This window comes from Aliamphritea ceti, assembly GCF_024347215.1.
GTDB classification, from domain to species: domain Bacteria; phylum Pseudomonadota; class Gammaproteobacteria; order Pseudomonadales; family Balneatricaceae; genus Amphritea; species Amphritea ceti.
On sequence record NZ_AP025282.1, the window covers coordinates 4,155,848 to 4,168,441 of the forward strand.

Sequence of the window (12,594 nt, forward strand, 5' to 3'; positions counted from 1 at the left end):
AATAATTCGCGACCTCGATAAGTGCTAAGGCAATATAGCTCAGCTGGTTAGAGCATCGCATTCATAATGCGAGGGTCGCAGGTTCGAGTCCCGCTATTGCCACCATGCCCCTATCGTATCTGCTGGGATATCGCCAAGCGGTAAGGCAACGGGTTTTGATCTCGTCATGCGGAGGTTCGAATCCTCCTATCCCAGCCATTAATTCTGAAAAGAATTAATATGGCAATATAGCTCAGCTGGTTAGAGCATCGCATTCATAATGCGAGGGTCGCAGGTTCGAGTCCCGCTATTGCCACCATGTTTATGTAGTTGGGATATCGCCAAGCGGTAAGGCAACGGGTTTTGATCTCGTCATGCGGAGGTTCGAATCCTCCTATCCCAGCCATAAACGTGTTTAAGATCGGTGTTGGGATATCGCCAAGCGGTAAGGCAACGGGTTTTGATCTCGTCATGCGGAGGTTCGAATCCTCCTATCCCAGCCATCTTTTCTTACCTACCTTTTATTACCATACTTATTACTATCTACTGATACATGCTATTGGCAACCTAAGTGCGCCTGTTAATACAATGATGTTTCTTTCATAATTAAACGTAAAAAATACGCCAGAAAAATAACTGATATTTCTGCAATCACGACTTACCTGCCTGCAATCTATCAGCTCACCCGCAACACAGATCACTATACACCGCAGCCTCTTCATACTGCCCTTCATCATTTTCCCGATACTACTTTATAAAATTCCTTTTAAGAGCTCCTTTTAAGAGCTCTTCATATTTCTCTGCCGGACTTACTCTCCAAACCCGACTTTATATTCGAAACAAACATAGACATATTCAAACAGGCAATCTTTTTAGACGCTGCAAAAAAATGGAAATTTATTCATAAACCAACAGCTCATTGATGACTTTGTTAATCGGCCATTCAAACGCTATATATCATTATTGTAACTGCCCGTTCGGGACCTGCTGTATATATCTTCGAACAACACCTGTCTGAAATTGTGAAAACATCATGGATTTCAGTTATTAAACAGAAAAGCCACTGACAGGCAAAAACAAACGGGCTACACTTGCTTCTTAAGAAGATAAAAAATAACAAGAAGTCCACTTAAAAACGTATAACTGTGCCCAAAATATGAAGATTGAAAGCAGCCTACCGGAAGCTACAATACGCCTTGCCATGAACGGCGACCGGCAACGATCACGGCAAAACGTTTATATTCTGTTTGTTGGTCTGAATGAACAGGAAATATCTCCTCTTCTGGCAATACTTAAACAAGTCAGACTAGTACCCCGCAGTAAAAATATTCATAACCCACGCCAATTTGCCAGAGCACTGAGCGAACGCTCCTGGGATCTGATCATCAGTCAGCAAACGGCAAAAGACATCAGTGCGAAACATGTCCAACAGATGGTACAGCGGCTGGACAAAGATATTCCTATTATCCAGCTAGTTGCTAACAACACCCGTCAGGCCAATATTCTGGGCATTCGTGACGGCATGGCAGCAGTTGCTTCTCTGGGTGAAACGGAACTCCTTTTATTACAAATTCATCAGCAGTTACAGCATCTTGATAGCCGCAAGCAGGTCCGGCAGTTAGAAGCCCTGCTCGCTGAAGCAGAAAAAAACAATCAGCGCCTGGCAGATAATTCCCGTTCAGCGATCATCTACCTCAATCTGGTAATGGCGCCTATTTTCAGTAACGAGTCATGTCATGAACTGCTGGCAATTGACGATGCAAATATTCTGCAGCGCCATGGTCTTCTGAGTTTTATCGCACCCGATCATCACAATGAATTTAATAACTTATTGTCTGGCTTACAGCACCGTGCCGGTGAAGGTGATGCCATTGAGCTAATAGCACGACGTAGCGATGGCACTCAGTTTAAAACTCTGGTTGAAGTTAAACACAGCCGCTTCAGAAATCAGGACTGCATTCAGTTAGTTTTCAAACCTGACGAGTACGGTGAAACAGAATCACTGGAAAACATCGATACCGCTACCCGGCTGCGCGATAAGCACTATCTGCTTGATAAACTCGAAATGACGGCACAACGGGCGTTACTGGGTGGTGCTGACGCAAACTTACTCTATATACGTCTGGATAACTTCCAGGATCTGCAGGATGCCTTGCAGCAAGGCTCAGATATCATGATGGCTGAGCTGGCAACACTGTTTCGTGACAAAGTCAGCCAGACACATACCTGCTCTCGACTGGAACGAGATGTATTTGCCATTCTTTACCAGGATGCAAACCTGGATAAAACCATGCGTATCGCTGAACTGATTCGCCAGGCCATTATAAAAGAAGGCAGAGACGTTGCCGGTACCGGACTGAACATTCAGTGCAGCATTGGTATTACCGGCATTAATGACAATGCTCCTCACTATCTAGAACTGATTGACCGAGCGGAAGAAGCGGCCAATGCAGCTCTTGCAGCAAACAAAAACGGCATCAGTTTTTATCAGGCACCGGCCAAAGTTGCAGAAGACAATTCAGATGATGCGGTTGAGCTTATCCGCGACGCTATGGTCGAAGACAGCTTCAGTCTGCACTTTCAGCCCATCGTCTGTTTACGTGCACATAAAGGCATTGGTAACTATGAAGTACTGTTGCGACTGCAAGATGAAGATCATGCTGACGGCATTTCTCCCAGCGACTTCATTGCCAGCCTCGACAGTTCTACAACCAGTGTACGGCTCGATAAATGGGTCATCGAGCATAGCCTGAGAAAAATCAAGGAAGGTCTGAAAAATGACCTTACATCCCGACTGTTTATTAATCTGACAACCAGCAGCTTACAGTCACCACAGATGCTCAGCTGGTTCAGACAAACTCTTGATCAGGAAAACATCCCGGCGAAACTTATCTGCCTGCAAATCAGTGAAACTGATCTACAGGAAAATCAGGCGGCTGCAACTAAGTTCATTACCGGTGTACGTAAACTAGGCTGCAAAATTTGCGTCAAGCATTTCGGTAAATCTGATGACTCTGAAAAGCTCTGCGCTAAAACTAAGCCCGATCTGGTCAAGCTGGATCAGAATTATCTGACAGATATTAATCTCGAAGGTAAAACCAACCCTGCCTTTACCGACCGGATTAAGCGGCTGAACAGCGATAAAATTGCCTGTATTGCGCCAATGGTTGAAGATACCCGTATGCTAAGCCGACTCTGGCAAGCCGGTGTCCCTTTTATTCAGGGCTATTATCTGCAACCCCCGAAACCGGAAATGTCTTACGACTTCTTTGATTGATCACATAACTCTACAAACTGATTCTACGGATACAAAAAAGGCTGATTACATATGTAATCAGCCTTTTTAAAAATTCTGCTCAGTCAGTCTTATTTAGCAGACATTCGTTCCTGAAGCGTGTCCCGGTCACGGAAACCGATCAGATACAAAATGCCATCTAAGCCTAATGTAGAAATCGCCTGCTTGGCACTCTGCCGCACCAGAGGCTTGGCCCGAAATGCAATTCCCAGACCGGCAATAGACAGCATAGGCAAGTCATTTGCACCATCACCAACAGCAATGGTCTGTTCCAGGCTCACACCTTCTTTCCCGGCGATTTCCCGCAGCAGCTGCGCCTTACGCTGACCGTCGACAACAGTGCCTACAACATTACCGGTAACTTTACCGTCGACAATTTCCAATTCATTAGCATGCACATAATCAAAGCCCATTTTCTGTTGTAAGAAACGGCCAAAATAATTAAAACCACCAGACAAAATAGCCGTTTTGAAACCCAGCGCTTTCAGGTTGGCAACTAACTCTTCAACACCTTCAGTCAGTGGTAAGCGAGCTGCAACTTGCTCCAGTACAGATTCATCCAGCCCTTTCAGCAGAGCCATACGACGTGCGAAGCTTTCAGTAAAATCAATCTCGCCACGCATTGCGGATTCAGTAATGGCAATAACCTGCTCACCAACACCGGCTTCTTTTGCCAGCTCATCAATAACTTCCGCTTCAATCAGCGTTGAATCCATATCAAACACAACCAGGCGACGATTACGGCGGTAGATGTCGTCTTTCTGAATCGCAATATCGATATCCATCTCTTTTGCCAAGCCAAGGAATGCTGTTCGCAGCTCTTCAGTGTCACCTGGCATCCCCCGTACAGAAAACTCTACACAGGCGCGAGTTTTCGCAGCCGGATCAGCATCCAGAGCAACCCGACCGGAAAGCCGGCTGATATTATCTATATTTAAGCCATGATCGGCCGCCACACGGGACAGCTCTGCAATATGCTCAGCACTGATCTTACGGGCCAGCAAAGTAATGATATGCCGGGTTTTACCCTGTTCCTCAACCCACTGAGAATATGCTGCATCATCCACTGGATCAAAGCTAACCTGTACACCCAGCTCATGGGCTTTGAATAAAACATCCCGCAACAACGGTGATGATTCAGCTCCAGCCGGAACACCAATCAGAATCCCCAGCGACAGAGAATCATGAATAACAGCCTGACCAATATCTAAAATATCTACTGCATATTCAGCAAGCATGGCAGTAATAGATGAAGTGACACCGGGCTTATCTACCCCGGTAATTTTCAGTAACAGAATTTCACTGACAGACTTGGTGTTCACGGTATTCTCACTTCTCATCAAACGGCCGGGCACGGCCAGAGGTAATTCAGTTATTCCAAAAATCTATCCGGAATCACTGTAAGAAGCGGCGATTATAGCAGATGTCGCTTTCAAGATAATAGCTGTCGCATTAAAGCGAAGACTCAACCTTTATCTGCTAAGGACTCAGCTGTAAATTCAACCCTGCAACGCACACCAGCTGCCAGTGCCTGGCCTTCATTATCCAACTCAACTGTCACTGCAAAAGTATTACTGGCAGCATCAATTACCGGATCAAGAATCTTAACTTCTCCCGGAAAACCATCACCCTGGCCATCGGCGAACAGAATAACTGGCATGCCTTTACTGACCTGCCCATAGTACTGAGCCTCAATAACCACCTCAGCATGTAACGGGTTCAGACTGACCACCTTCAGAAACGGCATATCATCAACAAATTCACCTGGCTCTTTAAGACGTTCAACAACCACTCCGGCAAAAGGGCTACGCGTTTCCCGCTGTTTCAGACGTACCTGTGCTTCCTTCGCCAAAAACTGCGCTAACCGCTGCTCAGTTAACATTTCATCCTGTTCATGATCAGAAATAAGGTTCTTGCGGTACAGTTCTTCATTACGCTTAACCTTACGGCGGGCAAAATCCAGCTTAGCCCGGGCAGTATCCAGCGCGGCTTTTTCCACTGAAGAATTCAGCGTCATCAGCACCTGGCCTTTTTTTATTACATCTCCACGTTGCACCTTCAGCTGACGTACAACACCAGGAACTTCACTGCTTAGCTCAGCTTCCAGACTAGGTTCAAGCAAGCAGCTCAGTTGCCCCTGATCCAACGTACTTACTTCTGCCTGTACATTCACAGTCAGCCCCAGCAAGGTTGCTAATACAGTACTTTGTAAGAAGAAGCTTCTAGCCATCTTGATTAAACCCGTTGATTGGTAAATGAAAGTAACTCTCGCTGCTGCTCATCATTCTTTAGCAATGATTTACGCAGTTGTTCATGCTCTTTTTCGAGCCGTCGCTGACAATAACGAATAACTGATAACGCCAACTTGCTTTTCAATCCATTTGGTAATGGCAAACGCTGTACATAACACAATACTTTATACCAGCCACTGCTAAGCACATTGTCTTCCAGTGACAGCATAAACTCATAGCTTCCCTTGTCTCCCTGCCGGGCACAGCGGCCACGCAGCTGACGGTCTACCCGGGAAGAATCATGTAACCCAGTGATAATAACATGTAACCCGCCCTGCTCTTCGACAGCTGCGTCGAGTTTAATATCTGTTCCCCGTCCAGCCATACTGGTGGCAATAGTAATTTGTCCCTGACGGCCTGCAGCAGCAACAATTTCTGCTTCTTCTGCATCCTGACGGGCATTCAATACCTGATGCTCAATCCCCATAGCTTGCAAGATCTCACTAAGATATTCAGAAGCTGCCAGCGACTGAGTACCTATCAGTACCGGACGCCCCTGCGACTGCAATGTCATCGCCCGCTCAGCGACTGCATGCCACTTAGTTGCGTCATCCGGATACACCAACTGTCGCAGTAACTTACGTTGCGAATATTTATGCGTCGGTATATTCACAACCGGCAACTCGTATACCCGCCACAGTTCAGCAGTGACTTCTTCAGCCGTGCCAGTCATACCGGAAACATGATGGTAATGCCGAAAAAAATTCTGAAAACTGATACTGGCAAGTGTTTCCCGCGGCGCACTCAAATCGCAGCCTTCTTTTATTTCGATAAGCTGATGTAAACCCCTTTCCCAGGTACGGTCAGGCATCATCCGGCCAGTATGCTCATCAATAATCACAACCCTGCCATCATCAATCAGGTAGTGCTTATCTCGCTCAAACAAATGCCAGGCTGTCAGCGCCTGACGCAGCAACTCCAGCCGACGCACCCGCCCCTTCCAGAGAGGACCCATTTCCCGGGTAATATACAATGCGCGCTGCTCACCTGCGGTAGTCATTTCTATCTGACGTTGTTGTCTCAGAATCAGGTAGTCTTCGCCTTCCTCCAACTCAGGTAATAACGCCATTGCCTGAGCATACACATGCTGCTGCGCTTCCTGGGGCACTTCTTCACCTGAAATAATCAACGGCGTCCGAGCTTCGTCAAGAAGTACACCGTCCGCCTCATCAACAACTGCAAAATGCAGTCCACGTAGCATTAACTGTTGTAACGAAGCCTGCTCAGCCGCTCTATAGCCCGGCTGAAGCCTTAACGCATGCAGATGCAGCGGATGCCCTCTTCCTGCCAGTAAAATACTGTCTTTAAGGTAATCAAAAGCCAGTTCATTATTGGTGCAATACACCAGATCACAGGCATACTGACGCTGGCGGTCAGCCACAGATAACCCCTGAACAATAACGCCAACACTCAGACCTAACCGGGTATATACCGGAGTCATCAGTTCAGCATCACGGGACGTCAGATAATCATTCACGGTTACCAGATGTACCGGAATACCGGCTAAAGCTGCAGCGGCAACCGGCAAAGTAGCTGTTAAGGTTTTACCTTCACCAGTCTGCATCTGACCAATATTACCGTGTAGTATCGCCAGGCCGCCAAGTAGCTGCACATCAAAGTGCCACATACCTAATTCACGACCTGCCACTTCACGGATCAGTGCAAAACTTTTTATCAGTAAAACAGTTGCCAGCCCGTTATGCCGTAACGCGTGCCGCAATTCATCAATATGCATATCAAGCTGTGCATCTGACATAGCAGACAATACTGTTGCACGGCGCTTAATCCGCCACAACAACGGCTTATACAACCAGCGGGATGCCCGCAAAGGTCTGCTGATAAAAGCCGTCAGATTGCGCCACCAGCGCACCATCAGTTGTTGGCGTTGCAGATCTCGCTGTGGCCTCTCCAATGTATTAGCAGGTAAGCGCTGCGGCCGTTTATACATCAAACTGCCTCAGGAATACCCGGCGGATATCCCGATACCAACGCCAGAAGATAGGTTCAGGATCATGCTCAAATAATACATAGACACGTTCATCAAAACGCTGTTTAAGCGCACCTGGCACATCAAGCTCTATACGGAAGTAACTTTGATAACTTTGTAACTCGGTCGTACGTTGCGGATCTAATACAATTTGTCCACCGCCTTCGGTACTCAGCACGGCACTGGGTAACTGCTGAGTCGAAGCTGGTACCTGACGCAGTACCTTTCCCGTATAAAGCGTATCCTGATGAGAAACAAAGCGCAGCTCGACACCTCTGGTCTGATGACGTACCCGGTCAATATCGTCTTCAGAAATCATCACTGTTAATGGCAGATTCTTATAATCCACCACGAAGCCAATCATCTCACCACGCTGTACAAACCGACCTTCAACTCCCTGTGAGTTCGGGACAATAAACTCACCGGCAATATTACTGTGCAAAGTCAGTGATACCAGTCTCTCCCTGGCACGCTCAAACTCCTGCTCAATAAAACGTAATTCCTGTAACAGGATGTCTGAGCCACTGCGGTCACGCACACTGGCCTGATACCGAATGCGCGCTTCATTTACCTGGGCTGCCAATACTTTTGCTTCAGCTGCTAAATCAGGTGCACGCATCTCCAACAACAATTCCCCGGCAGATACAGCCTGACCGGAAGGCACCTGAAGCTGATCAATAAAACCAGCCACTGACGCTCTTACAAACGCTTCCTGAGGAACGTAAAGAATCCCCTGAACATGGGTCTTATAAGGAACAGGCACCGCTAGCAGCAAGACGAGCAGCCCACCCAGAACAACTCCTGTAATACTCACAATCCGGGCACGCTTGCGGCGTAACTGAGGATCAGACATAGGCTTGGTTACCAATTTAGTTATAGGTAAGAATAAACTCGTCCATACCGACCAGATCGCCAGTAGTACACCAATAAAAAAGTACTGAGAAGCAACAAATACCGAAATAGCCACCATCACAAATAATCGATAGATATAAGCTGCTACGGCATAACCTGCTAACCAGGCTGATTCAGACTTACTCTGCGCAGCTGACTTCAGGCCCTTAACTGCAAAAACATAGCGTTTCATCAGATAGCCGACCTGGGTATTGCCCCGGCTGGCCAGATTAGGAATTTCCAGGTAATCCGCCAGTACATAATATGCATCGAAACGCAGCAGTGGATTACCGTTGAACAATAAGGTTGAGAAGCCACCAATAAGCATCACATTGAACGCCAGCGCCCGCACTACACCCGGCTCTGCACTTACCCAGATAATCATGGCAATTGCCGACATCAGCAATTCACCAAGAATGCCTACGCCCCCAACCAACATTCGTTGATATTTATTACGAAAAGAAGAGGCTGCTGAAGCATCTACGTAAGGTACAGGGAACAACACTAATAGCATCACACCCATTTCATGGACTTCACCGCCCCAGCGTTTTACCGCATAAGCATGACCAAGCTCATGTACCAGTTTTACCACCGGATACACCAGCGCCATCAGTAACAGATTTTCCAGCGCCAGCAGTCGGTCACTGAGGTTATCTGTCAGTGCTTCCCAGTTCAGTACTGCCAGTGCGCAACCTAAAGCAACAATAAATAACCAGAGAAAAGCACCAACTCCAGAATACATGAAGCGCACGAAAGGCATAGTTGCAGCCAGAAAGGCTTCAGGATCAAGTAGAGGAATACGAATACTTAAAGGTGATTTCAGCTGCTGCATAAACTTACTGCGCACCTGTTCCTGCCGGCGTCGTTGAAGCTGTTCTATATCCGGTAAGGCATCAGTCTGGATAACATTGGCTTTATTCAACTGAGCCACCAGCTGAATCACTTCATCCTGCGTTGGCAGATCATCCCCCAGGCGCTCACAAGACGCATCCCAGATCTGTTGCAAAGTACGCCGCCCATCCATCAAACCGATCAACTGATATGCTTGTGGGGTAAAACGTTGAAACTGACCGGTGGCGTGATCTTGCAGCACATACCAGATCTTATTTCGATATACATGCCGGTGAATACTCGCATGCTTACGCAAGCGCACCCGCAAAGAGGCAACCTTATACCATGAACTGCTGAACAGAGAGGCCGACATCCGTAGCTACCTCAGCCCCACCAGGCCCAAAGCCTGAGACGCAGCCATTCAAGGGTTTCCCGTGACCAGATATCAATCAGCTTACGCTCATCAATGCTGACTTTAGCAATCCCTTCCATACCCGGCTGTAACTTATCTGCCCCAGATAACAACTCCCCTTCCACTATAAAGTAGGTAGCGCCGTCTCTTGCTTCTGTCAGCGGTGTAATCTTACTCAGGGTAAATTCAAAAGGCGTTTCCGGTAAGGCGGAAAGGTGCAAGGTTCCACTCTGTTCCAACGCAACATCAGCAATCCGGCTTTCTTTAACTAACATATGAATGCGATAACTGTTCAGAGGCGATACTGCCAGTAGCTCCTCGCCTTTGGTAACGGCACTGCCTAATCGCTGACTAAGGTCACCACTCACCACTAAACCATCGAAAGGTGCGGTTAACTCTGCCCGTGTTAACTGGCTGGCAACCAGTTCAAGCTGGGCATCAACCTGACTCTGCTGAGCAGTAATAATGTTAATTTTGGCACGGTCTCTTACTGCCAGCGCTTCCTGATACTGACGATTCAGTTTGGCTTTTTCACTTAACCATTTCAGCCGTTCCAGACGTAGATCCCGGTCATCCAGATGAATCAGGACCTGTCCTGCCTGAACTTCATCACCTGCCCTTGCTGTTGCTGACTCAATATAACCGTCATAAGGTGCAACAACTGCCCGCTGAATAGCACTATTGATGCGTGCTTCGGCAGATAAACGATAAGGGCCTGTCGCGGTATATAAAAAATAGCTTAGTGCCAGAAAGCCAATAAAGAACAGCTTTCGACCAAGAAATCCAGGGCCCAGTAAGCGGCCTAACTGACGACTCGCCGAGTCTGTGCACTTACGCCACAAAGGCCTGTCGTTTAAGCGTTTGTCTTCCAGTGCTGGCATCACCAGGCTGGCAATGCTCTGACAAAGTTCCGCCTGTTCATCACTGAAAGGCACATCCGGATTACCTTCCAATATCAGCGCACCGTAAGCTTCACCCTTAAGATAAAGCGGAATTGATAGCACACAAGCATCACCTTGCTGCTCGGACAGTTTGCTATGCGCTAATACCACCTCGGTTGCTGTCACATCCTGTTGGGGAAAACGAATCATCTGGCCCTGATCAAGCGACTCATCCATCACTTGCTCAATACAACGCACCAGATTCATCCGTTTACCGAACTGAGTGCTGTGTGACAAATGCTTCAGACGGGAACGGTTATGCTTGTATTCCCCCAGGCTTACCCGGTCACAATTAAACAATACTGCCAACTCAGTCACTAAACGTACTGCAGCACTGGGATAATCAGGCTCCGCCATTACCCGGGCCAAAATATCTACCCGCTCAGCAATACCGTGCTGATCCTGACTTATCTGCTGCAGGCGATGCTGATAATCCACCACCTCAATCCCGGCAACACTCCACTGTAATACAGCAAGAGCATGGTGCAGATCCTGCTCACGGTTTACGCCCACAGCCATGGCTATCAGCGCAATCATTTCGCTGTTGGTATCTCTCAGCGGATATACCAGTGCAAATACTTCACTCTGTTCCTGACTACCCAGACTCGCCACCTGAGGCTGGTCACTGTCGACCTGCTCCATCGCAATATCTATCAGCTGATAGAAGTATTGCGAATTGTTTTCCAGCGTCGCAGCCTGTACCAGCGTCCCCTGCACAGGTACAAGAATCAGTGCTGACTGCAAGCCATCGATCAGATGGTCCTGACCTGCAAGCCAGTCACCGTAATACTCTTCCTGCGCAGAATTTATCTGCCCCTGACTGGCGCTGTCTAACGCCATTAAACCTAATTCAGTCGGGTTGAGCTGCTCGTTCATAAATACAGTATTACTCTGCTAAAACCGGATGGACCTTAAGAAACAAAAGGCAAAGCGCTCTCACGCTTTGCCTTTGTAGATTACCCTGTGCCACAGGGCGAGACCAGTAATGATCACACAGGCTGAGACGTCTTACTCCTGTTCCCAGTTATCACGTTTACGCTTCTTTTGCTCAGATGACTTGCCGGCTTTCATCACAGCCCAGCCACCAAAGCCTGCCAGAGCCGTTTCAAGGTTGATGCCCGAAGACTCTTTACCAGTAGGAGAATCATTTGCTTCAGCTGAAGTAGCTTCTTGAGGTTGCTCTACTTTTTCATCCTCAGAAACAGCTTCTGCTTCCACCCCGGCTTCTTCAACCGGCTCACAGAAACCATCTTCATTTTCAACACAGACTTCTTCCTGTTCTTCACCATCTGTTAAAGCTTCACCTTCAACAGGAATGCCAGCGGCAGTCGGGGCAGTTGGCAATACGATATCCACGCCCGGACCAGCTGCAGAACCACCCTGAGCCAGCGCCAATAAACGTCCCAGAGCTTCTTCAGCCTCACCACTAAACTCAGTTGCGATAACTGTTCGGCTTCGAGCCACTTCACCCAAATCAGACTGATCAAACACCTGTTGAGCAAAACTGGTAAACAGACCAAACTGAGCCATTCGTATCAGGTCAAGATTACCCTGTGCCAGCGAAATAACAAAAGTGGCCTGCTCCCCAGATGGATTTTCCTCAAAAGTAAAGCGACCGTATTCACCGACGAATACATCTTCAGTAAAGCTGGCATAGAAAGTATCGCCACCAAAGTGCCCTTGCAGACGATCCAGACCGGTACCGCCCAATAAGGTATCGTCACCGCCGGTAAACAGATCTATTGCCTCAAATACAAGGTTTCCGGCTGTACGGGTAACCTGACTGCCATCACCACCAATAATGTCATCGCCAGCAGCACCGTCGATCCGGTCAGCACCAAAGCCGCCAAACTGGATATCCCGGTCGGAACCGCCGGTAATATCATCATCACCACCAATAGACGTATCACCGGTTCGAGCAACCTGATACCGGCCAGTCGTATCACTTTCAATACGACCATCATCAC

At 47.8% G+C, this 12,594-nt stretch carries 8 protein-coding genes and 5 tRNA genes; 6 read left to right on the forward strand and 7 right to left on the reverse strand.

Annotation, left to right across the window (positions count from 1 at the left end; translation table 11 throughout):
* Positions 1-28 precede the first annotated feature (28 nt).
* From OCU49_RS19085 to OCU49_RS19110, 6 genes are all read left to right on the forward strand, one after another.
* A tRNA-Met gene (locus tag OCU49_RS19085) sits at positions 29-105 on the forward strand.
* A gap of 18 nt (positions 106-123) precedes the next feature.
* Positions 124-198: transfer RNA gene (locus OCU49_RS19090), tRNA-Gln, on the forward strand.
* Positions 199-221: 23 nt separating this feature from the next.
* A tRNA-Met gene (locus tag OCU49_RS19095) sits at positions 222-298 on the forward strand.
* Positions 299-310: 12 nt separating this feature from the next.
* Positions 311-385, forward strand: a tRNA-Gln gene (locus tag OCU49_RS19100).
* Between the two features lie 22 nt (positions 386-407).
* Positions 408-482 (forward strand) — tRNA-Gln (locus tag OCU49_RS19105).
* Between the two features lie 653 nt (positions 483-1,135).
* The gene (locus OCU49_RS19110) at positions 1,136-3,256 is read left to right on the forward strand and encodes an EAL domain-containing protein (protein WP_261842138.1); all 2,121 of its coding nucleotides are present in this window, start codon (positions 1,136-1,138) and stop codon (positions 3,254-3,256) included.
* Between the two features lie 89 nt (positions 3,257-3,345).
* Here the strand turns inward: OCU49_RS19110 and serB are convergent, their stop codons facing one another.
* The 7 genes from serB to OCU49_RS19145 all read right to left on the reverse strand — a co-directional run bounded on the left by serB (position 3,346) and on the right by OCU49_RS19145 (position 12,591).
* A complete protein-coding gene (gene serB, locus OCU49_RS19115; protein WP_261842139.1) occupies positions 3,346-4,614 on the reverse strand; it encodes a phosphoserine phosphatase SerB in 1,269 nt (422 codons plus the stop codon).
* A 125-nt stretch (positions 4,615-4,739) separates the two neighbouring features.
* Positions 4,740-5,504: an efflux RND transporter periplasmic adaptor subunit gene (locus OCU49_RS19120; protein WP_261842140.1), complete on the reverse strand. Its 765-nt coding sequence runs from the start codon at positions 5,502-5,504 to the stop codon at positions 4,740-4,742.
* A 5-nt stretch (positions 5,505-5,509) separates the two neighbouring features.
* Positions 5,510-7,513: a preprotein translocase subunit SecA gene (locus tag OCU49_RS19125; RefSeq protein WP_261842141.1), complete on the reverse strand. Its 2,004-nt coding sequence runs from the start codon at positions 7,511-7,513 to the stop codon at positions 5,510-5,512.
* Complete coding sequence (locus OCU49_RS19130; protein WP_261842142.1) at positions 7,506-9,647, reverse strand: efflux RND transporter periplasmic adaptor subunit; 2,142 nt, start codon at positions 9,645-9,647, stop codon at positions 7,506-7,508. The genes OCU49_RS19125 and OCU49_RS19130 overlap by 8 nt, the downstream gene beginning before the upstream one ends.
* Positions 9,648-9,658: 11 nt before the next feature.
* Positions 9,659-11,503 carry a GAF domain-containing protein gene (locus OCU49_RS19135; protein WP_261842143.1) on the reverse strand — a complete coding sequence of 615 codons (1,845 nt, stop codon included), beginning with the start codon at positions 11,501-11,503 and terminating at the stop codon, positions 9,659-9,661.
* 132 nt (positions 11,504-11,635) lie between these two features.
* The gene (locus tag OCU49_RS19140; protein WP_261842144.1) at positions 11,636-12,337 is read right to left on the reverse strand and encodes a hypothetical protein; all 702 of its coding nucleotides are present in this window, start codon (positions 12,335-12,337) and stop codon (positions 11,636-11,638) included.
* 29 nt (positions 12,338-12,366) lie between these two features.
* Positions 12,367-12,591, reverse strand: a complete 225-nt coding sequence (locus tag OCU49_RS19145; RefSeq protein ID WP_261842145.1) for a hypothetical protein — start codon at positions 12,589-12,591, stop codon at positions 12,367-12,369.
* Between the last annotated feature and the right edge of the window lie 3 nt (positions 12,592-12,594).